The sequence below is a fragment of the Caballeronia sp. INML2 genome (assembly GCF_023631365.1).
Taxonomy (GTDB): Bacteria; Pseudomonadota; Gammaproteobacteria; order Burkholderiales; family Burkholderiaceae; genus Caballeronia; species Caballeronia turbans.
Genome location: NZ_JALQDH010000038.1, coordinates 38,932 through 60,096, shown reverse-complemented (window position 1 = coordinate 60,096; position 21,165 = coordinate 38,932). Strand labels below are relative to the sequence as shown.

At 64.4% G+C, this 21,165-nt stretch carries 21 protein-coding genes; 11 read left to right on the top strand and 10 right to left on the bottom strand.

What is annotated here, in order from left to right; translation table 11 throughout:
* The first annotated feature begins 26 nt into the window (after nt 1–26).
* Nucleotides 27–1,127 carry a TraB/GumN family protein gene (locus NCT32_RS13180; RefSeq protein ID WP_061120269.1) on the top strand — a complete coding sequence of 367 codons (1,101 nt, stop codon included), beginning with the start codon at nt 27–29 and terminating at the stop codon, nt 1,125–1,127.
* A 21-nt stretch (nt 1,128–1,148) separates the two neighbouring features.
* On the opposite strand, the gene NCT32_RS37255 is transcribed toward NCT32_RS13180, so the two are convergent.
* The 6 genes from NCT32_RS37255 to pxpB all read right to left on the bottom strand — a co-directional run bounded on the left by NCT32_RS37255 (nt 1,149) and on the right by pxpB (nt 6,473).
* Nucleotides 1,149–1,757, bottom strand: a complete 609-nt coding sequence (locus NCT32_RS37255) for a hypothetical protein (protein WP_284503698.1) — start codon at nt 1,755–1,757, stop codon at nt 1,149–1,151.
* Between the two features lie 398 nt (nt 1,758–2,155).
* A complete protein-coding gene (locus NCT32_RS13170; protein WP_250477188.1) occupies nt 2,156–3,112 on the bottom strand; it encodes a DUF979 domain-containing protein in 957 nt (318 codons plus the stop codon).
* A complete protein-coding gene (locus NCT32_RS13165; protein ID WP_061120272.1) occupies nt 3,109–3,828 on the bottom strand; it encodes a DUF969 domain-containing protein in 720 nt (239 codons plus the stop codon). The genes NCT32_RS13170 and NCT32_RS13165 overlap by 4 nt, the downstream gene beginning before the upstream one ends.
* A 137-nt stretch (nt 3,829–3,965) precedes the next feature.
* A complete protein-coding gene (gene pxpA, locus NCT32_RS13160; protein ID WP_061120273.1) occupies nt 3,966–4,715 on the bottom strand; it encodes a 5-oxoprolinase subunit PxpA in 750 nt (249 codons plus the stop codon).
* Between the two features lie 67 nt (nt 4,716–4,782).
* Nucleotides 4,783–5,823, bottom strand: coding sequence for a biotin-dependent carboxyltransferase family protein (locus NCT32_RS13155; RefSeq protein ID WP_061120274.1), 1,041 nt, complete (start codon nt 5,821–5,823; stop codon nt 4,783–4,785).
* The gene (gene pxpB / locus NCT32_RS13150; RefSeq protein WP_061120275.1) at nt 5,820–6,473 is read right to left on the bottom strand and encodes a 5-oxoprolinase subunit PxpB; all 654 of its coding nucleotides are present in this window, start codon (nt 6,471–6,473) and stop codon (nt 5,820–5,822) included. The genes NCT32_RS13155 and pxpB overlap by 4 nt, the downstream gene beginning before the upstream one ends.
* A gap of 184 nt (nt 6,474–6,657) precedes the next feature.
* On the opposite strand from pxpB, the gene NCT32_RS13145 reads away from it, so the two are divergent.
* Complete coding sequence (locus NCT32_RS13145) at nt 6,658–7,170, top strand: winged helix DNA-binding protein (RefSeq protein ID WP_061120328.1); 513 nt, start codon at nt 6,658–6,660, stop codon at nt 7,168–7,170.
* Here NCT32_RS13145 and NCT32_RS13140 read toward each other — a convergent pair.
* Entirely contained in the window at nt 7,167–7,796 is a 630-nt protein-coding gene (locus NCT32_RS13140) for a 5-formyltetrahydrofolate cyclo-ligase (protein WP_061120276.1), read from the bottom strand. The genes NCT32_RS13145 and NCT32_RS13140 overlap by 4 nt on opposite strands.
* 19 nt (nt 7,797–7,815) lie before the next feature.
* Between NCT32_RS13140 and NCT32_RS13135 the strand changes: the two genes are divergently transcribed.
* The 4 genes from NCT32_RS13135 (at nt 7,816) to NCT32_RS13120 (ending at nt 12,733) form a co-directional block, all read left to right on the top strand.
* Nucleotides 7,816–9,783 (top strand): lytic transglycosylase domain-containing protein, encoded by a 1,968-nt coding sequence (locus tag NCT32_RS13135; protein WP_061120277.1) that lies wholly within the window; start codon nt 7,816–7,818, stop codon nt 9,781–9,783.
* Nucleotides 9,784–9,904: 121 nt separating this feature from the next.
* On the top strand, nt 9,905–10,861 hold the full coding sequence (locus tag NCT32_RS13130) for a complex I NDUFA9 subunit family protein (protein ID WP_061120278.1): 957 nt from the start codon (nt 9,905–9,907) through the stop codon (nt 10,859–10,861).
* A 19-nt stretch (nt 10,862–10,880) separates the two neighbouring features.
* Nucleotides 10,881–11,501 carry a glutathione S-transferase family protein gene (locus NCT32_RS13125; RefSeq protein WP_061120279.1) on the top strand — a complete coding sequence of 207 codons (621 nt, stop codon included), beginning with the start codon at nt 10,881–10,883 and terminating at the stop codon, nt 11,499–11,501.
* Nucleotides 11,498–12,733 (top strand): multifunctional CCA addition/repair protein, encoded by a 1,236-nt coding sequence (locus tag NCT32_RS13120; protein ID WP_250490388.1) that lies wholly within the window; start codon nt 11,498–11,500, stop codon nt 12,731–12,733. Before NCT32_RS13125 ends, NCT32_RS13120 begins: the two co-directional genes overlap by 4 nt.
* A 35-nt stretch (nt 12,734–12,768) precedes the next feature.
* On the opposite strand, the gene NCT32_RS13115 is transcribed toward NCT32_RS13120, so the two are convergent.
* Both NCT32_RS13115 and NCT32_RS13110 read right to left on the bottom strand, forming a co-directional pair.
* Nucleotides 12,769–12,963 (bottom strand): DUF2905 domain-containing protein, encoded by a 195-nt coding sequence (locus NCT32_RS13115; protein ID WP_061120281.1) that lies wholly within the window; start codon nt 12,961–12,963, stop codon nt 12,769–12,771.
* A 10-nt stretch (nt 12,964–12,973) separates the two neighbouring features.
* Complete coding sequence (locus NCT32_RS13110; protein WP_250477187.1) at nt 12,974–14,179, bottom strand: class I SAM-dependent methyltransferase; 1,206 nt, start codon at nt 14,177–14,179, stop codon at nt 12,974–12,976.
* A gap of 13 nt (nt 14,180–14,192) precedes the next feature.
* Here NCT32_RS13110 and NCT32_RS13105 point away from each other — a divergent pair, with 13 nt between their 5' ends.
* The 5 genes from NCT32_RS13105 (at nt 14,193) to glmS (ending at nt 19,779) form a co-directional block, all read left to right on the top strand.
* Complete coding sequence (locus NCT32_RS13105) at nt 14,193–15,035, top strand: SDR family oxidoreductase (RefSeq protein ID WP_061120283.1); 843 nt, start codon at nt 14,193–14,195, stop codon at nt 15,033–15,035.
* A 28-nt stretch (nt 15,036–15,063) separates the two neighbouring features.
* Nucleotides 15,064–15,465 (top strand): dihydroneopterin aldolase, encoded by a 402-nt coding sequence (locus NCT32_RS13100; RefSeq protein WP_061120284.1) that lies wholly within the window; start codon nt 15,064–15,066, stop codon nt 15,463–15,465.
* Entirely contained in the window at nt 15,462–16,421 is a 960-nt protein-coding gene (ttcA, locus tag NCT32_RS13095) for a tRNA 2-thiocytidine(32) synthetase TtcA (RefSeq protein ID WP_250477186.1), read from the top strand. Before NCT32_RS13100 ends, ttcA begins: the two co-directional genes overlap by 4 nt.
* A 98-nt stretch (nt 16,422–16,519) precedes the next feature.
* Complete coding sequence (glmU, locus tag NCT32_RS13090) at nt 16,520–17,881, top strand: bifunctional UDP-N-acetylglucosamine diphosphorylase/glucosamine-1-phosphate N-acetyltransferase GlmU (protein ID WP_061120286.1); 1,362 nt, start codon at nt 16,520–16,522, stop codon at nt 17,879–17,881.
* Between the two features lie 80 nt (nt 17,882–17,961).
* Complete coding sequence (gene glmS, locus NCT32_RS13085; protein ID WP_061120287.1) at nt 17,962–19,779, top strand: glutamine--fructose-6-phosphate transaminase (isomerizing); 1,818 nt, start codon at nt 17,962–17,964, stop codon at nt 19,777–19,779.
* A 536-nt stretch (nt 19,780–20,315) separates the two neighbouring features.
* On the opposite strand, the gene NCT32_RS13080 is transcribed toward glmS, so the two are convergent.
* A complete protein-coding gene (locus NCT32_RS13080; protein WP_061120288.1) occupies nt 20,316–21,014 on the bottom strand; it encodes a FadR/GntR family transcriptional regulator in 699 nt (232 codons plus the stop codon).
* Nucleotides 21,015–21,165: the final 151 nt, after the last annotated feature.

Below are 21,165 nucleotides of genomic sequence, written 5' to 3'. Positions count from 1 at the left end.
TCGGCGCGACACGCGAATGTTTTAAGATGTGGGTCGTGCCGGATTCATACGACAAGCCGCGCCTTCCGTGCGCGGCGTTCGCCAAAACGACAGCCATCGTGCTGTCGTTCGTGCTGTTTACGGCTGGCGTTTCGGTCTCGTCATCGGGTTTTGCCGTGGTGGGATCGCGCACGCCGCAGGCCGCGGGCGATGCCGGCTCCGCCGCCGCGCCGTCCAATCCCGCCCCGCCTCTGCCGCCGCCGCGCGCGGATCGCTCGGACGGCACGACCGCGAGTGGCCCGGTGCGCGCGCAACCGCCGCGAATGCCCTTTTACGTCGCGACCAAGGGCACGACGACCATCTATGTGCTCGGCACGCTCCATGTAGGTTTCGCGAGCGACTATCCGCCCGGGCAGCCGTTTCGCAAATCGATACTCGCGGCGCTCGATGCATCGCCCACGCTGGCGCTAGAAATTTCCCCCGATGAACTGCTGCTGTCTCAGGACGACGTGAACCGCTACGGCATGTGCCGCAGCGAGTGCCTGATCGATTACCTGCCGGACTCGATGTGGAAGAAGGTCGAAACGCGCATGCGCGGCAATCCGGAGGCGCTGAAGGAGTTGCGGCACACCCGTCCGTGGCTCGCGTCGATGCTGATCGAAACCTACGATACGTTGAAGGCGGGGTTTCAGAGCGAGTACGGCACCGAGGCGCAGTTGCAGAATGTGTATTTGCGTGCGCGCGGGAAGATCGTCGGGCTCGAGACGCTGAATGAGCAGATCTCGACGTTCACGCGTCTCACGTCGGCGCAGCAGCGCGAGATGCTCGCGCAGGATCTGGTGCAGACGCCCGCGGAGAATGTCGCGGATGTGAAGGAACTGCACCGGCTATGGCGCATCGGCGATGCGGACGCCTTGAAAGCGTGGGATGACGCGAAGTCGAGCAAGCTGGCGAGGAACGCGGCGCTGGCGGCGCAGGTCGATAATCGCGTGGTGTATGAGCGGAACCGGCGGTTTGTCGCGAGGATGGTCGGGCTGGCGGGGCCGGATAGGCCCGTTTTTGTGGCGATCGGGGCGTTGCATCTCGGCGGGCCGAGGGGGGTGTTGGAGTTGTTAAGGAAGAGGGGGTTTGTGGTGGTGGGGGGGTGAGGAGTTCGGTCATCCGTTTCCCTATGTACGCGCCAGATATGCCTTCGCAAGCATGACAGCGAACTTTGCATTGGTCACGAGGTAGCGTTTCCACATGCGTCTCGGCTCCTGAATCACGCGGAACAGCCATTCAAGCGTCGCGCAACGCGCGCCGCGTCCGACCACGGCTACCGACACGCGATGCGCCCGGCGCGCGCCCGCGATCCGGTCGATCGCGCGGCAGAGCACGACGCCCGCGCTGGTCGAGATACCGAGGCAGGCGAGCCACGCGCCCGATGGCGCATACATGGGGTGCATCCACCGGATCAGGCACACCGCGCAGACCTCGCAGAGCATCCATCCAAGCGCAGGCAAAAGAACCGCGCATGGCAACGACGGTTTGCGCGTCGGGCTCTTCACGTAGAAGCCGGATAACGCGACCCACGCGAAGATGATGGTGAACGCGACCACGGCGTTGTCGTAGCCGGCGGCCGTGCCATAGATCCGTTGAGCCGCGAGCGCGCTGCTTGCAACGACGAACGTTTCGCACAGGCGAAGCAGCAAGTCGGGGCCTGCGGGCAAAGCCAGCAGATGGGAGTAACTCGGCAAGCGCATGACGACGGAATCGATGACGGAAAACCGGTTCGCCATCGCTCACGCGACGAGGCGCAGATAGCGAACCGCTGTCCTCCGTCGGCTTGGAAAAAGGCGCGATCTGAGCGCCGCGGCGTGCTGACGGCACGATCGACGGAGATGTCGCGCTTGGAATTTATCCTAAGCACACGAGGCCGCGAGAGTCTCCGTTAACGTCCTTCAGTCAGATATAGGCCTGGTCTGAATTGCCAATTGCAGCACTGCGCGGACGCAGGGCCACGACAACGAAGAGATGGGTGCCGCAAGGCATGAATCAGTGCTTGGCCGACGTATGGCCAAGACCGCGAAGAGATGGGCGCCGCGAGGGGATGACGCGGGCGGTGAGGGATGCCGTCGCGTACGCGGACCGGGCTCCATTCCCGGTCACGCGCGCGCAGGCGAAAAGCCGCTGTCGTTCAAATGAACATCAGCCAGTTCAGCAGGAAGATATTGACGATCAAGAGCGTGAGCGCGGTCGGCACCTGCACCTTGATCACCGCGTTCTTGTCGGGGAGTTCGAGCAAAGCCGCGGGCACGATGTTGAAGTTCGCGGCCATCGGCGTCATCAGCGTGCCGCAGTAGCCGGAGAACATGCCGATCGCGGCCATCGTCGCGGGATTGCCGTGGAACACGCCGACGAGAATCGGCACGCCGACGCCGCCCGTCATCACCGGGAAGGCGGCGAAGCCGTTGCCCATGACCATCGTGAAGAGCGCCATGCCGACGACATACACCGCCACCGCGACGAGCCGGTAATCCATGTTGACGTAAGCGGTCGTCACATGCGCGACCGCCTTGCCGACGCCCGCATCCGAGAACACGAGGCCGAGCATGCCGAGCATCTGCGGCAGCACGGCGGCCCACGAAAGCGCGTCGATGAGGCGGCGCGTCTCACGCATCGACTGGCCGACGGTGTCGCGCGTCATCACGCACGCGATGGCGAGCGCGATCACGCACCCGACGCCGAAGCCGATCAGCGTCACGTTCTTCAGCTCGATCAGCGGCACGCCGCCGAACACGAGATATTTCGCGCCGAGCGTGAGGATCACGGTGACCACCGGAATCGTCAGCGCGGGCACGAAGAGCTTGTTGCCGAGCCGCACGGCGCTCTGGCGGCGCGTTTCCTCGGAAAGCATCCTGGGTTTTGCGCCCGTGACGCCGCCGAGACCCGCGATCAGAGCCATCGCCACGACGAGCACGCCGACCACCGTCACCGGAATCCAGTCGCCGACGAGAAAGATCAGCGCGTAGATCAGCCAGAACCCGCCCGCGGTCAGTCGCCGGGGATGCGACTTGTCCGTGAGGATCATGCCCGCGACGACCACGAGCACGATGCCGACGAGATAGAAGAGATAGTTGATCGTGAGCGTCATGCTTTCTCTCCGGCGGCATTGCGCGTGAGCGCATCGAGTTCGCGGGCGAGCCTGCGGTCGAGCAGCCACAGCCGGAAGCCGTGGATCAGAAACGCGCAGATCGCCGTGGGAATGCCCCACACGGCGACATGCATCGGTTCCACGACGATGCCCGCTTCCTTCAGGAACGTGACCATCAGCACGATCGCGCCGAACGCGACGAAGATGTCCTCGCCGAAGAACAGGCCGACGTTGTCTGTGGCCGCCGAGTAGGCGCGCAGCGTGTGACGCGTCGCGTCGGAGAGCTTGCCGTAGCGTGCTTCGGTGGCGCCTTCTGCCATCGGCGCGAGCAGCGGGCGCACCATCTGGGGGTGGCCGCCGAGCCCCGTCAGGCCGACCGCCGCCGTGATCTCACGGACGAACAGATACACGATCAGCAGACGGCCGGCCGTCGCCGCCTTGATGCTGGAAATCCACATCTGGGCGCGCTCGCGCAGGCCGTGCCGTTCGAGCAGGCCGATCACCGCGAGCGGCAGCAGAATGATGAGCGGAATGTTGCGGGTCTTCAGAAAGCCGCTGCCGATCGCGGTCAGAATGCGCTCGACAGGAAAGTGCGCCGCGAAGCCGGTGATGATCGCGGCGGCCGCGACGATCAGCATTGGATTGAAGCGAAGCACGAAGCCCGCGATGATGACGGCCACGCCGATGAGCGGCCATAGATTGACTGGGGTTGCCATGAGTTCTCCAAACGATATAGACGTCACGCCTCGTACCCGGGCGCGTGGCTCGACGACATGCGGCTCTTTTACCTTCGATGGCCGCTCGCTAAAACGCCCCGGTTCGACGGGGCGTTCAATTTTTTACGAAAAGCGTTCTACGCGTCGGCGTGCGCGGCACGCACTTCGATGCCCGCATCGGCCAGCGCGCCGCGAATGCGCCGCGCGAACTCCAGTGCGTGCGCGCCGTCGCCGTGCAGGCAGATCGTCTGCGCATTGAGCGGCACCCATTCGCCGGACACGGCCCGCACGCGCTGCTCGCGCACCATCGCCAGCGTCCGGTCGAGCACGAGGTTTTCGTCGTCGAGCAGCGCGCCCGGCTCCTTGCGCGGCACGAGCGAGCCATCCGCGCGATAGCCGCGATCCGCGAACACTTCCTCGATCGCGATCAGCCCCGCTCGCCGCGCCGCTTCGACGAGCCCGCTGTTGGCGAGCCCGAACACGAGCAGCGACGGATCGAAGTCATGCACGGCCGAGACGATCGCATCGGCGATTTCCGTGCTTTTCGCCGCCTGGTTATAGAGCGCGCCGTGCGGCTTCACGTGCGCGATGCGCCCGCCTTCCGCCTGGGCGATCGCCGAGAGCGCGCCGAGCTGATACAGCACGCCCGCGTAGATTTCCTCGGGCGGCAGGTCCATTTCCTTGCGGCCGAAGTTCTCGGGATCGTTGAAGCTCGGGTGCGCGCCTATGGCCACGCCCTTTTCGACGGCCCAGCGCACGCAATCGCGCATCGCGGTGGCGCCGCCCGCGTGCCATCCGCACGCGATGTTCGCGGAACTCACGAGATCGAGCAGCGCTTCGTCGGAGCCGCAACCTTCGCCGAGATCGGCATTGAGATCGATTTCCATGATGTTTGTGCAGTCGTTCCGTTGAATGTTGAAGGTGATGCGCCGCGTCTCACGCGCGGCTTTCGATTCAGGAGCCCGCGCGCGCGATGCGCTCCTCGTGCATCGCGATGGCCGTTTCCACCTGGCTCACGTATTGCCGCTCGTCGGCGAGCGCGCGGCGCGCCTCTTCCACCGACGTCTCGATGAAGCGCACGCCGCCGTTCAGCCTCACTTGCGCGAGCTTCCACAGATCCGCGCGGATCACGGCTCCGATTTTCGGATAGCCGCCCGTGGTCTGCGCGTCGCCCATCAAGATGATCGGCTGGCCGTTCGGCGGCACCTGGATCGTGCCGGGCAAGACCGCGTGCGACAGCAGTTCGATCTTCTCGCGCCGCTCGAGCGGCGTGCCGGCGAGGCGAAAGCCCATGCGGTTGCTGTTCGGCGTGATCGTCCATTCCTCGTTCCAGACGCTCTTTTGCGCCGCGTCGCTGAAGCTGTCGTATTCCGGGCCACGCAGCACGCGGATCGGCGCCGCCCACGCGAGTCCCGGCGAATGGCGCCCGCGCCGCACGGGTTCGTCGACGAGCACGAACTTGCACCATGCCGGCGCCTTCACACCGAACGGGGGTTCGTCCGGCGAAAACGCGATGCCCTTGTGCGGCTGCGGCACGCCAACCGGCAAACGGTCGCCGTCGCGCAGCGCCCGCCCGCCGAGGCCGCCGAAGCACGCGCCGAGATCCGTCGAACGCGAGCCGAGCATCGGCAGGACGTCGATGCCGCCCGCGATCGACACATAACAGCGCATGCCGCGCTTCGCCGCGCGCAGCGTCAGTTCCTGGCCCGCGCGCACCGGCAGGCTCCACCACGAATAGACCGGCTCGTCGTCCAGCGTCGCGCCGAAATCGGTTCCGGTGATGGCGACGCGGGTCGCGTGCTTGAAGCGCAGCACGGTCGGACCGAAAGTCACCTCGATGCCCGCCGCATCCGGCCTGTTCCCGACGATCCGATTGCCGATTTCCAGCGAGAGCGCATCGAGCGCGCCACCGGAACTCACGCCGAGATGCCGGTAGCCGCGTCGCCCGAGGTCCTGCACGGAAGTGAGCACGCCTGCCCGAATCACGTCGATCATGCGCGCACCTCCAGTGCCGTGAAGCGCACGCGGTCACCGTGCTGCATCAGCGTCGGCGGGTTTCTGGCGGGATCGAAGAGCTTCAGTTCGGTGCGTCCGAGCAATTGCCAGCCGCCCGGCGATGCCGCCGGATAGATGCCCGTCTGCACTCCGCCGATCCCGACCGATCCCGCCGGCACTGCGAGGCGCGGCTCGGCACGGCGCGGCATCGCGAGTGCGGGATCGAGCCCGCCGAGATAGGCGAAGCCCGGCTGGAACCCGAGAAAGAACACGATGTACTCGGCTTGCGTATGACGCTTCACCACTTCATCGACCGAGAGGCCCGTATGCTCGGCGAGCGCGGCGAGATCCGGGCCGTCGGCGCCGCCGTAGCGCACCGGAATCTCGATTTCAGCGCTGTCCATGTCGGCCGCCTCGGCGGCGTCCCAGCCACTTTCCAGTTGAGCCGCGAGCGCTTCGTAGTCCGCCTCGAGCGGATCGAACACGATCGTCAGATTGTTCATGCCCGGCACCACTTCGACGACGTGCGGCATGAGGCGCGCGCGCTCCGCCAGCGCCCAGATGCGGCGCTGGCAGTCGAGCGTGGCGGGCGGCGCGGCTTCGCACACGAGCGCGGCGTCGCCCAGCGGGTGAATACGTGGTCTTGTCATGCCTCAAATTTGCCTTTGCGGGACGCGAAACCGGTCTGGTCGATGCGCTTCGCGTCGTCGCAGAATGTTACATTGTCAATAAATTATCAAGAAATTATCAATACAGGTTTTCGCGAAGGCGCGCGCGTCGCTCGTAAAAATGACGTTGCGCTACACTCCAACGCACTGCAAATCGGTCATCGCCATGCCGCGTCATCCCACCAAGATCGTCTCGTCCGAGCATCTCGTCTCCGAAGCCAGCGCGGAACTGTCGGAATTCGAGTACGGCCTCATCATGGCGGGCAACGCGTTCAATCGCTGGATGGTGCGCTGCATGTCCGCGGCGGGCGCGAAGGACATGACGGCCGTGGAAGTGTCGCTGCTGCATCACGTGAGCCATCGCGACCGCAAGAAGAAGCTCGCCGACATCTGCTTCGTGCTGAACATCGAGGACACGCACGTTGCCACGTATGCACTGAAGAAACTCGTCGCCCGCGGTTACGTGCAGAGCGAGAAATCCGGCAAGGAAGTGTTCTTTTCCGCGACGCCGGCGGGACGCGCGCTGTGCGGCAAGTATCGCGAAGTGCGTGAGGCGTGCCTCATCGAGACGCTGCGCGAAAGCGGCCTCACCAACGAGCAGATCGGCGAAGCCGCGCAATTGTTGCGCAATGCATCCGGCCTCTACGATACCGCCGCGCGCGCGGCGGCATCGCTCTAATAGATCGCCGATTCCGTAACGATCGCATCGAGCGGCATGTCGTGCGCCTCGCGCGGCAGCCTGCCGCACTTGCCCGATTCGTACGCGATGCCGATCATCACCGGCCGCGCTCCATTCGGCCACGCGGCGAGCGTGCGGTCGTAATAGCCGCCGCCATAACCCAGCCGGTATCGATCCTTATCGAAACCGACGCATGGAATCAGCAGCAGCTCCGGAACCACGACCTTTTCTTCAGCGGGCACCGGAATCCGGTAGCGGCCTTCCTTCATCGGCGCATGCGCGCGCCACGCGTGGAAGACCATCGGGGCGTGCGGCTTGACGACCACCGGCAGCGCGGCGCTGCGCGTCTCGTCGGCGGCGAGCCAGCGCGTGAGCGTAGCGCGTGCGTCGAACTCCCCCGCGACCGGCCAATAGAAGCCGACGCATCGCGCCGCGTGCCGCGCGAGCACGTCTTCGACGCGGCTCGCGAGCGCCTCGTTCTTCGCGGCCTGGACGGGCTGCTCGCTTTGCGCCTCGCGGGTCGCGAGAAGGGTTGCGCGCAATGCGGTTTTAGGCTCGCTCTTGGGTTGATCGCAAACGTTGCGTGCTATGCTTTCCTCCGATCTCAGGACCCGGTTCAAGACCATTCGCGCTCCAGAAATAAAGATGTCAAAACGCCTCAACCGAGTATATCTCGCGGCCGGCGCAGCCCTTGCCGCAGCGACGCTCGTCGCCTGCGGTTCGGCTCGCGCCGTCCGTCCCGATGCCGATCTTTCGCCCACGTCGGACGATCGCATCTTCCTGCAGTTGCGCGATGCCGCGCGCGCGAACGATGCCGCCAAGGCCGCCACGCTCGCCGCGCAGATTCCGGACTATCCTGCGCCGAGCTATATCGAATACTTCACGATCAAGCCGCAGCTCTTCGATTCGCAAGGCCACGCGCGCATCGATGCGCCCGACGCGCCGGTGCTCTCGTTCCTGCAGCGCTACGACGGTCAGGCGATCGCCGACCGCATGCGCAACGACTATCTCGTCGTGCTCGGCAGCCGTCACGACTGGAAAAACTTCGAGCAGCAGTATTCCCGTTTCGTTCTCAATGACGACACGCAGGTCAAGTGCTACGCGCTCGAAGCGCGCCAGTCGCGCGGCGAAAACGTCGCGGATGCGGCGCGCGCGCTGCTCGTCGAGCCGAAATGGTACGGCGACGGCTGCGTCGATCTGATCGGTGCGCTCGCGGAGTCGGGCCAGTTCACGAGCGACGACATCTGGCAGCAGATCCGTGTCGCCTACGAACAGAACTACACGTCCACCGGCTCGAGCATCGTCGAGGCGCTCGGCCAGCAGAAGCCGAAGGATTCGCTGCTCGACGACGCCGTCAACAAGCCACCGCTCTATCTCGCGCGCGGCGTGATGCCCAATTCGCCGGCGCATCAGCTGACGCTGCTCGCGATCACGCGCATGGCCCGCAACGATCCGGCCATGGCCGCGGCTACCTTCACCTCCGTCGCGCCGAGTCTCACGCCCGCTGAACGCGCGGTCGGCTGGGGCACCATCGGCTATCAGGCGGCACTCAAGCGCATGCCTGCGGCGGCCGATTGGTATCGGCTGTCGGCGAACGCGCAATTGTCGAATCCGGCGTACGAATGGCGCACGCGCAGTGCGCTGCTCGCGGGCGACTGGAACATGGTGCGCTGGTCTATCGAGCAGATGCCGCCGACCTTGCGCGCGCAGCCCGCGTGGGTCTACTGGCACGCACGCGCCGTGAAGCAGGCCGGCGACACGGCCACGGCGAATCAGGAATTCCAGACCATCGCGGATCAGTACAACTTCTACGGCCAGCTCGCGCTCGAAGAACTCGGTCAGAAGATCAACGTGCCGCCGCGGACCACCGTTTCGGACGCTGAGATCGCGCAGATGCAATCGGTGCCGGGCTTCGCGCTGTCGCAGCGTTTCTACGCGCTGAACATGCGTCTCGAAGGCAACCGCGAATGGAATTGGCCGCTGCGCACCATGACGGACCGGCAACTGATCGCGGCCGCGCAGTACGCGAAGCGCATCGAGCTGTTCGACCGGACCGTCAACACTGCGGACAAAACGAAAGCCGAACACGATTTCACGCTGCGCTATCTATCGCCGTTCCGCGACATCGTCGAACGCGACGCGCAGAACACCGGCCTCGACATCGAATGGGCGTATGGCCTCATCCGCCAGGAGTCGCGCTTCATCATCAACGCGCGCTCGGAAGTCGGCGCGGGCGGCCTCATGCAGTTGATGCCCGGCACGGCGCAACTCGTTGCGAAGAAGATCGGTCTCGGTCCGGTATCGCGCGCGCAGATGAACGACATCAACACGAACATCCTGCTCGGCACGAATTACCTGTCGATGATCTACAATCAATTCGATAACTCGGCCGTACTCGCCACGGCGGGCTACAACGCCGGGCCGGGCCGCCCGAGCCAGTGGCGTCAAGGCTTGCGCGCCCCCGTGGAGGGCGCGGTTTTTGCTGAAACGATCCCGTTCACCGAGACTCGCGATTACGTGAAGAACGTGCTGTCGAACACCGTCTACTACGCGGCACTGTTCGAAGGCCGTCCGCAGTCGTTGAAGGCGCGTCTGGGCTACATCGCACCCTGACCGTCCCGAAGCGAAATCTCACGCCCGCGCGTCGAACACAGGACGCGCGGGCGTTTTCATTTTCGGCCCGCCGCTCTGAACTGAAGCCGCATTCGTCAGGCCGCGACCCAAGAGGTGAACCATGCGACACCAACATGTAGCGCTGATCGGCGGTTCGGGTTTCATCGGCAGTCATCTCGTCAATGCGCTCGTCGATCTCGGCAAGACCGTGCGCATCGCGACGCGGCGGCGCGTCCACGCCGCGCATCTCACGCTGTTGCCCGTCGACGTCATCGAAACCGACGTGCACGATCCCGTGCAACTCGCCGCGTTCATCGATCAGAGCGATGCGGTGATCAATCTCGTCGGCATTCTCCAGGGGCATCGCGACGACCCGTATGGGCCCGAGTTCGCGAAGGCGCACGTCGAACTGCCGCGCAAGATCGCCGCCGCGTGCGAGGCGAAGGGCGTGCGGCGTCTGCTGCACATGAGCGCGCTTGGCGCCGACTCCCAAGGCCCGAGCATGTACCTGCGCTCGAAGGGCGATGGCGAAAAGATCATTCGTGAATCGGGACTCGACTGGACCATTTTCCGCAGTTCCGTCGTGTTCGGCCCCGAAGACAATCTGCTCAATCAGTTCGCCTTCCTGGAGCGCATGTTCCCGGTGATCCCGCTCGCATGCGCCGATGCGCAGTTCCAGCCGGTATTCGTCGGCGACGTGGCGAAGGCGATGGTCAACGTGCTCGATCTCGACGCCGCCAACGGCCACGTCTACGAACTCGCGGGTCCGGCCGTCTACACGCTGGCGGAACTCGTGCGCTTCGCGGGGGCGACCATCGGCAAGCATTCGCGCATCATCAAGCTGCCGGAGAGCCTCGGCCGGCTGCAGGCGATGACCATGGAACTGGCGCCCGGCCAGCCCATCATCTCGCGTGACAATCTCGATTCCATGAAGACGCCGAACATCGCGAGCGGGCCACTCGCGCCGGAACTGGGCATCGACGAGCCGGCGAGCATCGAGACCATCGCGCCGCTGTATCTGACCGGCAACTCGTCGCGCTCGCGCTTCAACGCTTTCCGCGCGACCGCGCATCGTTAAAACTCTTTTTTGTGATCGCATGAAACTCGTTATCGGTGACAAGTTCAACTCATCCTGGTCGATGCGGCCGTGGGTGCTGCTCAAACATTTCGGCATCCCGTTCGACGAAACGCTGATCCGTCTCGGCCGGCCCGACACGAAGGCGAAGATTCTCGAGGTCTCGCCGTCCGGCAAGGTGCCGTGCCTCGTCACCGATGCGGGCGATCCTGTGTGGGAATCGCTCGCAATCGTCGAAACGATTGCCGAGATGCACCCCGAGCACGCAATGTGGCCGCGCGACGCCGCCGCTCGCGCCCGCGCGCGCAGCATCAGCGCGGAGATGCACGCGGGTTTCGCGGACCTGCGCCAGAACATGCCGATGGAAATTACGACGCGCGCACCGGGCACGGGCGCGACGCCGGGCGCGCTCGCGAACATCGCGCGCATCGAGGCGATCTGGGCGGAGTGTCTCGCCAGGTCGGGCGGGCCGTTTCTGTTCGGCGAGTTCGGCATCGCGGACGCGATGTTCGCGCCGGTCGTCATGCGCTTCAACACCTACGCGCCTGAACTGAACGCGACATCGCTCGACTATGCGAAGCGCATTACCGCGCTGCCGGCGGTCGCGGCGTGGATCGAAGGCGCGCGCGAGGAAGCGCGATGAACATCTACGCAGTGGGCGGCGCGATCCGCGACGAACTGCTGGGCGTGCCGGTGGTGGATCGCGATTATGTCGTCGTGGGTGCGACGCCTGAGCAGATGGTGGCGCAAGGGTATCGGCCGGTCGGGAAGGACTTTCCGGTGTTTCTGCATCCCGAGACGCAGGAGGAATACGCGCTCGCGCGCACCGAGCGCAAGACGGCGGCGGGGTATCACGGCTTCCAGTTTTACTATTCGCCCGATGTGACGCTCGAGGAAGACCTCGCGCGGCGCGATCTCACGATCAACGCGATGGCGCGCGAGGTGACGCCGGCGGGCGAGCTGACCGGGCCGGTCATCGATCCGTTCGGCGGCGCGGCCGATCTGCGGAGCAAGCTGTTCAGGCATGTCGGCGACGCGTTCATCGAAGATCCGGTGCGCATTCTGCGGCTTGCGCGCTTCGCGGCGCGTTTCGCGGATTTCGACGTTGCGCCCGAAACGGCCGAACTGATGAAGAAAATGGTCGCGGCGGGCGAAGTGGACGCGCTCGTGCCCGAACGCGTGTGGCAGGAAGTGTCGCGCGGGCTGATGGAAAAGAAGCCGTCGCGCATGTTCGAGGTGCTGCGCGGTTGCGGCGCGCTCGCGCGGATTCTTCCCGAAGTCGATGCCTTGTGGGGCGTGCCGCAGCGCGCGGATTATCACCCGGAAGTGGACACGGGCGTGCACGTGATGATGGTGCTCGACTACGCCGCGTCGCAGGGATTCGCATTGCCGGTGCGCTTCGCCGCGCTCACGCATGACCTCGGCAAGGCGACGACGCCGGAGCACATCTTGCCGCGTCACATCGGCCATGAAGGACGCAGCGTCGATCTGCTGCGGCCGCTTTGCGAGCGCTTGCGCGTGCCGAACGAATGCCGCGATCTGGCGGTGCTCGTCGCGCGTGAGCACGGCAATATCCATCGCGTGATGGAGATGGGCGCGGCGGCGCTCGTCAGGCTGTTCGAACGCTCGGATGCGTTGCGCAAGCCGGCGCGGTTTGCTGAAGCGTTACAGGCGTGTCTTGCCGATGCGCGTGGCAGGCTCGGGCTGGAGCAGCAGGCTTATCCGCAGGCGGAGCGGCTGCGGGAGGCGCTGGTCGCGGCGCGGGCGGTCGATGCTGGCGCAGTGGCCGAGCAGTACGCTGCTGAGCCTTCCAGGATCAAGGATGCCGTGCATGATGCGCGGGTCGCGGCCGTGAAGGGGGTTTTGGGCGGGTAGCATTTGTTTTGCCGGATCGGGATCCGGCAAAAACCTCAAATCGCCCGCGCAATCAACGACAACAAAATCGACAACAACAAAGTCGACATAAACGGAAACGAATACTCGCGTCCGAAAATCCGCAACGTGAAATCTCCCGGTAACCTCCCGATGCCGATCTTCTTCAGCCACGGCAGCGAGCCCGAGAGAATCGCAAGCGCGATGAAAGTCGTGAGCAGCCAGCGGATCATGATCGCGCACTCATAGCGTGTGAGAACGATCGCCCGTCGCGAAGGCGTCGAGCGTGCCGGGAATCCCGCGCGAAAACGCGATCACCTTGAAAAGCTCGCCCATTTCCGCTTCCGACAGCAGCTTTTGCACCGCATTCGCAGCGGGGAGAAAGCGCTTCGCATCGGCGGGATCGAGATCCGCGAGCACATCGGTGATGCCGGCGTTCATCAGGAAACGCGCCTGCGACGTGAAGCCGAGCAGATCGGCGCCCGTCTCGACGCCGGCCTCCGCGATGCCCGTAAATTCGACGTGCGCGGTGATGTCCTGCAAACCGGGATACAGAAACGGGTCCGCGTGCGCCCGATGCCGGTAATGGCACATCAGCGTGCCCGTCGCGCGCTGCGCGTGGTAGAACTCGCGCCGCGGAAATCCATAGTCGATGAAGAACGCCGCGCCGCGCGTGAGCATCGTGCAGACGGTCTTCGTGAACGCTAGCGCGGCTTCGTGCGTTTCGGTGACGTACTCGGTGAAAGGCTCGTCGTTGGCATCGTCGATCGCGGCATCGATCAGCTCGACCTGCGCATCCGGCGTGATCGGCCTGTCGTCGAAGGCCAGGCGATCGTTCAGCACGACGACGCCGCGCTCGTGCCACGCACCGAGCTTGCGCACCACGAGGCGCACCGGCATCGCGTCGAGCACCTCATTGCCGATCACGACGCCTTCGAACCGGTCGGGCAGCGCGTCGAGCCATTTCACCTTCGCGGCGAGCGCAGGCGCCTGCTTTTCGACGGTCTCGCGCTGGCGCTCGCGCAACTCGCCCGACAGATCGACGATCGCGTAACTGTCGAACGACACGTCGAGATCGGCGAGCGCGCTCAGCAAACCCGCCGCGAGCTTGCCGGTGCCCGCGCCGAATTCCATCAATTGCCGCGTGCCGGTCTGCTGCAACGCCTGCGCGACCGGCCGCGCGAGCGTCGTCGCAAAAAGCGGGGACAGTTCCGGCGCCGTGACGAAATCGCTGCCGTCTTCCGCGCGGCGGCCGAATTTCATCGCCCCGCCGCTGTAATAGCCGAGACCGGGCGCGTACAGCGCGAGGTCCATGTATCGGTCGAAAGGCAGCCAGCCGCCCGCCGCGGCGATGCGTTCGCGCAGCAGATCTGTCAGTGCTTCGGACTGCGCGAGCGCGTCGGCGCCCGGAGCAGGTAAACTATCGGTTTGTCTGGCATTCGGATTCATCCCAGTATTGTAAATGAGCGCTTCCACGCCGTTTTCTTCCGCTAACTCACCGTCTTCCGGTCCGGTTTCACGTTGCCGCGTCGTGCTCGTAACCGGCGCGGCAAAACGCATCGGGCGCGGTGTCGCGCTGGAATTCGCGCGGCAGGGCTGGAATGTGGCCGTGCATTACGGCAGTTCGGAGCATGAAGCGCGGGAAACCGTAGCGGATATCGAGGCGCTTGGGCGGCGCGCGGTCGCGCTGAAGGCGGATCTCGGCGTCGAGGCCGAGGTCGCGCAACTCGTGCCCGCGTGCGTCGAGGCGTTCGGCGGGCTGAATTGCGTCGTGAACTGCGCGTCGCGCTTCGACGAAGATACGGCCATCGATTTCGGCTACGCGAAATTGCTCGCGATGACCGCCATCAATGTCGCCGCGCCGCTGACGCTCGCGCGCATGCTGCACGAAACAACGCCAGCCGAAGCCGCGGATGACGATGCAAGGCGCGGCGTCGTCATCAACGTGCTGGACCAGAAGCTGTACAACATGAATCCGGATTACCTGTCGTACACGTTGACGAAGGCGGCGCTCGAAAACGCCACCGTCGCGCTCGCACAGGCGCTCGGGCCGAAGCTGCGCGTCGTCGGCCTCGCGCCGGGCCTGACGCTCATTTCCACCGGGCAGACGCCCGCGTCGTTCGAGACGGCGCATCGCGTGACGCCGCTGAACCGCGCATCGACGGTCGAAGACGTGGCGCAGGCCGCGTGCTATCTCGCGAACGCGCACGGCGTGACCGGCACGACGCTCGTCGTCGATGGCGGCCAGCATCTCGTGCCGAGCCCGCGCGACGTGATGTACATGATCGGCCCGCGCACGCCTTGAAACGCGCTTATTGAATATTGGAACTCACATGCTTGCCGCACTTTCGCATCCCCGGCTGACCGATTGCCGGCGGCTTTTTCTGCGCAACTACGAAGTGCGCATCAACATCGGTGTGCATGACTTCGAGAAGCGCGGCGAGCAACGTGTCGTGATCAACGTCGAGCTGTACGTGCCGCTTACGCTGTCGACGCCCGTCGCGGACAAATTGTCCGAAGTCGTCGATTACGACTTCATGCGCTCGACCATCGCCGCGCGCGTGAAGCAGGGCCACATCCACTTGCAGGAAACACTGTGCGACGACGTCGCCGCCGCCTTGCTCGCGCATCCGCACGTGCGCGCAGTGGCCGTATCGACGGAAAAGCCCGACGTCTATCCCGACTGCGACGCGGTGGGCGTCGAAGTCTTTCGCATCAAAGAGGAACGAGCATGAACGCGCGTGACACGATCGAAGCCGCAGAGGCGCAAAAGCCCACGCGCGAGGCGCTGACCAAGCGCCAGCAGAAGGAAGCGTACGAGAACAACAAATTGTTCAAGCGCATCGCGCGTCAGGTCGGCGAGGCGATCGGCGACTTCAACATGATCGAGGAAGGCGACAAGGTGATGGTGTGCCTGTCCGGAGGCAAGGACAGTTACGCGATGCTCGACGTCCTGATGCGCCTGCGCGAGCGCGCGCCGATCAACTTCGAGATCGTCGCCGTCAATCTCGATCAGAAGCAGCCGGGCTTTCCTGAGCACGTGCTGCCGGAATATCTGAGCAAGCTCGAAATTCCGTTTCACATCGAAAATCAGGACACGTACAGCATCGTCAAGCGTCTCGTGCCGGAAGGCAAGACCACGTGCTCGCTCTGCTCACGCCTGCGTCGCGGCATTCTGTATCGCGTGGCGGGCGAGCTCGGCGCGACCAAGATCGCGCTCGGTCATCATCGCGACGACATCCTGCAGACGCTGCTGCTCAACATGTTCTACGGCGGCAAGCTGAAAGGCATGCCGCCCAAGCTGCAATCCGACGACGGCAAGAACGTCGTGATCCGTCCGCTCGCCTACGTGAAGGAAGTGGACCTCGAGAAGTACGCCGAACTGCGCGAATTCCCGATCATCCCGTGCAACCTGTGCGGCAGCCAGCCGAACCTGAAGCGCGCGGAAATGAAGGCGCTGGTGCGCGAATGGGACAAGCGCTTCCCGGGCCGCGTGGACAATATGTTCAACGCGCTGTCGAACGTGGTGCCTTCGCATCTGATGGACAGCAAATTGTTTCCGTTCGCGGGACTGCGGGCGACGGGCGAGGCCGATCCCCAAGGCGATATCGCGTTCGACGAGGAACCGTGTGCAAGCGAACCGTCAGGATCGTCCGGCACGGATTCAATTGTGCAGTTCGACGACCTGTAACCCTTTATCCGATAAGGCGCAGCGTGGGATTCGCCGCATTGCGCCATAGAGCCGAGTGATATATTGGCGGCTCGTCATACCCAGCAAGGCTTCCTGCGATGAACATCGTGATTCTGGCTGCCGGCATGGGCAAGCGCATGCGCTCCGCCCTGCCGAAAGTACTCCATTCATTGGCGGGCAAGCCTTTGCTCGCGCACGTCATCGATACCGCCCGGACGTTGTCGCCGACACGTCTCGTCGTCGTCGTCGGGCACGGCGCCGACAAGGTTCGCGAAGCCGTCGGCGCGCCGGACGTCCAGTTTGCGCTGCAGGACCGGCAACTCGGCACGGGACACGCGGTGCAGCAGGCGCTGCCGCTGCTCGATCCATCGGTTCCGACGCTCGTGCTGTACGGCGACGTACCCCTCACGCGCGCAAGCACGCTCAAGCGCCTGATCGATGCGGCGGGCGCCGAGCGCTACGGCGTCCTGACGGTGAGTGTGAGCGATCCGGCCGGCTACGGGCGCATCGTGCGCGACGCGGCCGGAAAAGTGAAAAAGATCGTCGAACAGAAGGATGCGAGCGAGGAAGAGCGGCGCATCGCGGAAATTAACACGGGCATCGTGATCACGCCGACGCGCACGCTCGAAACGTGGCTCGCGTCGCTGAAAAATAACAACGCGCAGGGCGAGTTCTATCTGACGGACGTGGTCGAGCGCGCCATCGACGCGGGCGTGGAAGTCGTCACCGCGCAGCCGGACGCCGAATGGGAAACGCTCGGCGTGAACAGCAAGATTCAGCTCGCGGAACTGGAGCGCATCCATCAGCGCAACGTGGCGCATGCGCTGCTCGACGCGGGCGTGACGCTGATGGACCCGGCGCGCATCGACGTGCGCGGCACGCTCGAATGCGGCGCGGATGTGTCGATCGACGTGAATTGCGTGTTCGAAGGGCGCGTGACGCTCGCCGACAACGTGACGATCGGCCCGAACTGCGTGATCCGCGATGCCGTGATCGGCGCGGGTACGCGCGTCGATGCGTACACGCATATCGAAGGCGGCACGACCGGCGCGAACGTCGTGCTCGGGCCGTATGCGCGGCTGCGTCCGGGCGCGAAGCTCGCCGATGAAGCGCATGTCGGCAACTTCGTCGAGGTGAAGAACGCGGTGCTCGGCCACGGCTCGAAGGCGAACCATCTCAGCTATATCGGCGATTCGGACATCGGGGCGCGCGTGAATATCGGCGCGGGCACGATCACGTGCAACTACGACGGTGCGAACAAGCATCGCACGGTGATCGAGGACGACGTGTTCGTCGGCTCGGATACGCAACTCGTCGCGCCGGTGCGCGTGGGCCGCGGCGTGACTATCGCGGCGGGCACGACGGTGTGGAAGGATGTCGGCGTCGATGAGCTGGTGCTCAACGAGAAGACGCAGGTCAGCAAGACGGGCTACAAGCGCCCGGTGAAGAAGAAGTCGTAAGGCTGTCGAAGACTCAGCCCAACGCGCGCGGCGCTTCGTGCACCGCGCTTTCGAATGCAAGTTTCAAAGGATGAACGTCCATGTGCGGAATTGTCGGCGCGGTAGCGCAACGTAACATTGTCTCGGTGCTGGTCGAAGGTCTGCGCCGGCTCGAGTATCGCGGCTACGACTCGTGCGGCGTGGCCGTTCTGAGCAACGGCGAGCCGCGCCGCGCGCGCAGCGTCGCGCGCGTGTCCGATCTCGATGCGCAAGTGCGCGATTCGAATCTCGGCGGCATGACCGGCATCGCCCACACGCGCTGGGCGACGCACGGCGCACCCGTCACCGACAACGCGCACCCGATCTTCTCGCGCGATACCGTCGCGCTCGTGCACAACGGCATCATCGAGAACTACGAGTCGCTGCGCGAGATGCTGAAGGGCAAGGGCTACGAGTTCGTCTCGCAGACCGATACCGAAGTCATCGCGCATCTGATCCACAGCATGTATCGCGGCGACCTGTTCCAGACCGTGCGCGAGGCGGTGAAGCAACTGCACGGCGCGTATGCGATCGCCGTGATGCACAGGAATCAGCCGCATACGGTCGTGGGCGCGCGCCAGGGTTCGCCGCTCGTCGTCGGCGTGGGCGAGGGCGAGAACTTCCTCGCGTCGGACGCGCTCGCGCTCGCCGGCAGCACCGACCGCTTCGCGTTCCTGGAAGAAGGCGATGTCGTGGAAATCGGCCTCGACGGCGTGAAGATCGTCGATCGCGAAGGGCTGCCCGCCGAGCGCGAAGTGCGTGTGGTCACGGCATACGGCGGCGCGGTGGAGCTCGGGCCGTATCGCCATTTCATGCAGAAGGAAATCTTCGAGCAGCCGCGCGCGATAACCGACACGATCCCGCAAGCCGATCAGTTCGATCCGGGCCTGTTCGGCGAAGGCGCGCGCGACGCGTTCGCGGGCGTCGACAGCCTGCTGATTCTCGCGTGCGGGACGAGCTACTACTCGGGGCTGACGGCGAAGTACTGGCTCGAATCGATCGCGAAGATTCCGACGCAGGTCGAGATCGCGAGCGAATATCGCTATCGCGAGTCGGTGCCGAATCCGAAGGCGCTGGTTGTCACGATCTCGCAATCGGGCGAAACCGCCGATACGCTCGCCGCGCTCAAGCATGCGCAGGCGCTCGGCCACAAGCACACGCTCGCGGTGTGCAACGTCGCGACGAGCGCGATGGTGCGCCAGACCGAGTTCGCGTTCCTGACGCACGCGGGCACGGAAATCGGCGTGGCATCGACGAAGGCCTTCACGACGCAGCTCGTCGGCTTGTTCGTGCTGGCGGTGACGCTCGCGAAGATGCGCGGTCACGTGAATGCGAAGCAGGAAGCCGCGTATTTCACGCAACTGCGGCATTTGCCGGCGGCGTTGAACAGCGTGCTCGCGCTGGAACCGCAGATCATCGCGTGGTCGGAAGAGTTCGCGCGCAAGGAGAACGCGCTGTTCCTCGGTCGCGGGCTGCACTATCCGATCGCGCTCGAAGGCGCGTTGAAGCTCAAGGAAATCTCGTACATCCACGCGGAAGCGTATCCGGCGGGTGAACTCAAGCACGGGCCGCTCGCGCTCGTGACCGAAGCGATGCCGGTGGTGACGGTCGCACCGAACGACGCGCTGCTCGAAAAGCTGAAGTCGAACATGCAGGAAGTACGTGCGCGTGGCGGTGAGCTCTATGTGTTCGCGGATGCGGATACGCGCATCGTCAGCGAGGACGGTATCCATGTGATCCGCATGCCGGAGCACTATGGGGCGCTGTCGCCGATTCTGCACGTCGTGCCCTTGCAGCTGCTCGCGTATCACACGGCGTGTGCGCGTGGGACGGATGTCGATAAGCCGAGAAATCTGGCTAAGTCTGTTACGGTGGAGTGATGGGGGTTTAGTCGTCGGTTTGGGCTACAAGGCTCTTGTCTGCCGCTGAGCCTACCCATCTGCGAGTGCGCAAGCGCTATCGATGTCAAAGGGGCGCTGGATCTTTTCCAGCGCTCTTTTTTTTGCGCGCGACGGGCGATCGTGTGTATCGCTAAATGGCCGCCTCTGAAGGCCACAAGAGGCGCACCGTCCTGCAATCTCGCGAAAAAGCGACCGGCTGCGGTCGAGCGTGCCCTTCTCCACCTGTGGACAACCTTGTTGGCAGTTGACCGAGTTAACTGTTGCGATTTCTGAACAACTCGACGCGTCTCGCAACGGCCCGAAAGTTGTTCCAGGTTCAAGCGAAAACCGGACGCGATATACCGAAGTTGTTTACGCGGTAAGTGCCTGATGCACAACGCACACCAGACGTTATCCACTGAATTGCGCGGTGCTTGTTAACTACTACCACGTAAACATACGAACTCTTCTGTTTACTTAAGCAGCCAGGATGCATCGCTTAAAACATGAGCGTTCACGGCACGCGATACGAAGCTTCAGCTCGCGCCATGCACCTGTCGCAACCGCTCCCGGCTATTGCTCAAATGCATGCGCATCGCGGCGCGCGCATCGTCGGGATCTTGACGCAGGATCGCCTGATAGATCGCCTTGTGCTCGCTGAGCACGTTGCGCAGACGCTCGATCTGATCCAGCTCCGCGATCTCCGCTTTGCCGAGTCTCGTGCGCGGACTGACGGCGCGTCCCATCTGGCTCAGCACGTCATGGAAATAGCGGTTGCCGCTCGCCCGAGCGATCTGCAAATGAAACTCGACGTCGTGTTGCAGCACATCCGTACTTCCGCTCGCCAGTTCTTCCTCGAAGCGTTTGAGCGCGGCGGCAATCAACTTGAGATGCGCCTCCGTGCGACGGCCGGCGGCGAGCGCGGCGGCCGCGCCTTCCAGATCGATGCGAAATTCGATGATCGCCATGATGTCGAGGAGGCTGGACAAATCCGCATCGGCCAGACGAACCGCTTCGCGTTCCTCGGGCGCCCGAATGAACGTGCCTACGCCATGACGCGTTTCGACCACATTCGCCGCCTGCAAGCGCGATACCGCTTCACGCACGACCGATCGGCTCACCGACAGCTGTTTCATCAGCGCGACTTCGGTCGGGATTTTGTCGCCGGGACGGAGGACGCCGCGTTCGATATCCTCGAACAGGCTTGCGACGACTTTTTCGGTGAGGCTGGCCATGGTATTCGTTGCTGATTGATTGTGATTTTCTAAGGGCGATGGTGTTTCGTTGTCGGACGTCTTCGCGTCGCTTGGAAGCGGACGTGCACGAAGCGCCGCGCGGGGCGTGCGGGTGGATGTCCGACAACGCATCTTCCCGCCGCCGAGCGCT

Bases quoted from the DNA above. Each gene is read 5' to 3' on its own strand.
- NCT32_RS13165 (WP_061120272.1), bottom strand. From the start codon at position 3,828: ATGGCAACCCCAGTCAATCTATGGCCGCTCATCGGCGTGGCCGTCATC.
- pxpB (WP_061120275.1), bottom strand. From the start codon at position 6,473: ATGACAAGACCACGTATTCACCCGCTGGGCGACGCCGCGCTCGTGTGC.
- pxpA (WP_061120273.1), bottom strand. From the start codon at position 4,715: ATGGAAATCGATCTCAATGCCGATCTCGGCGAAGGTTGCGGCTCCGAC.
- NCT32_RS37255 (WP_284503698.1), bottom strand. From the start codon at position 1,757: ATGGCGAACCGGTTTTCCGTCATCGATTCCGTCGTCATGCGCTTGCCG.
- NCT32_RS13110 (WP_250477187.1), bottom strand. From the start codon at position 14,179: ATGAATCCGAATGCCAGACAAACCGATAGTTTACCTGCTCCGGGCGCC.
- NCT32_RS13180 (WP_061120269.1), top strand. From the start codon at position 27: ATGTGGGTCGTGCCGGATTCATACGACAAGCCGCGCCTTCCGTGCGCG.
- NCT32_RS13135 (WP_061120277.1), top strand. From the start codon at position 7,816: ATGTCAAAACGCCTCAACCGAGTATATCTCGCGGCCGGCGCAGCCCTT.
- NCT32_RS13080 (WP_061120288.1), bottom strand. From the start codon at position 21,014: ATGGCCAGCCTCACCGAAAAAGTCGTCGCAAGCCTGTTCGAGGATATC.
- glmU (WP_061120286.1), top strand. From the start codon at position 16,520: ATGAACATCGTGATTCTGGCTGCCGGCATGGGCAAGCGCATGCGCTCC.
- NCT32_RS13125 (WP_061120279.1), top strand. From the start codon at position 10,881: ATGAAACTCGTTATCGGTGACAAGTTCAACTCATCCTGGTCGATGCGG.
- NCT32_RS13140 (WP_061120276.1), bottom strand. From the start codon at position 7,796: ATGGTCTTGAACCGGGTCCTGAGATCGGAGGAAAGCATAGCACGCAAC.
- NCT32_RS13155 (WP_061120274.1), bottom strand. From the start codon at position 5,823: ATGATCGACGTGATTCGGGCAGGCGTGCTCACTTCCGTGCAGGACCTC.
- NCT32_RS13100 (WP_061120284.1), top strand. From the start codon at position 15,064: ATGCTTGCCGCACTTTCGCATCCCCGGCTGACCGATTGCCGGCGGCTT.
- NCT32_RS13130 (WP_061120278.1), top strand. From the start codon at position 9,905: ATGCGACACCAACATGTAGCGCTGATCGGCGGTTCGGGTTTCATCGGC.
- NCT32_RS13145 (WP_061120328.1), top strand. From the start codon at position 6,658: ATGCCGCGTCATCCCACCAAGATCGTCTCGTCCGAGCATCTCGTCTCC.
- NCT32_RS13120 (WP_250490388.1), top strand. From the start codon at position 11,498: ATGAACATCTACGCAGTGGGCGGCGCGATCCGCGACGAACTGCTGGGC.
- NCT32_RS13170 (WP_250477188.1), bottom strand. From the start codon at position 3,112: ATGACGCTCACGATCAACTATCTCTTCTATCTCGTCGGCATCGTGCTC.
- NCT32_RS13105 (WP_061120283.1), top strand. From the start codon at position 14,193: ATGAGCGCTTCCACGCCGTTTTCTTCCGCTAACTCACCGTCTTCCGGT.
- ttcA (WP_250477186.1), top strand. From the start codon at position 15,462: ATGAACGCGCGTGACACGATCGAAGCCGCAGAGGCGCAAAAGCCCACG.
- NCT32_RS13115 (WP_061120281.1), bottom strand. From the start codon at position 12,963: ATGATCCGCTGGCTGCTCACGACTTTCATCGCGCTTGCGATTCTCTCG.
- glmS (WP_061120287.1), top strand. From the start codon at position 17,962: ATGTGCGGAATTGTCGGCGCGGTAGCGCAACGTAACATTGTCTCGGTG.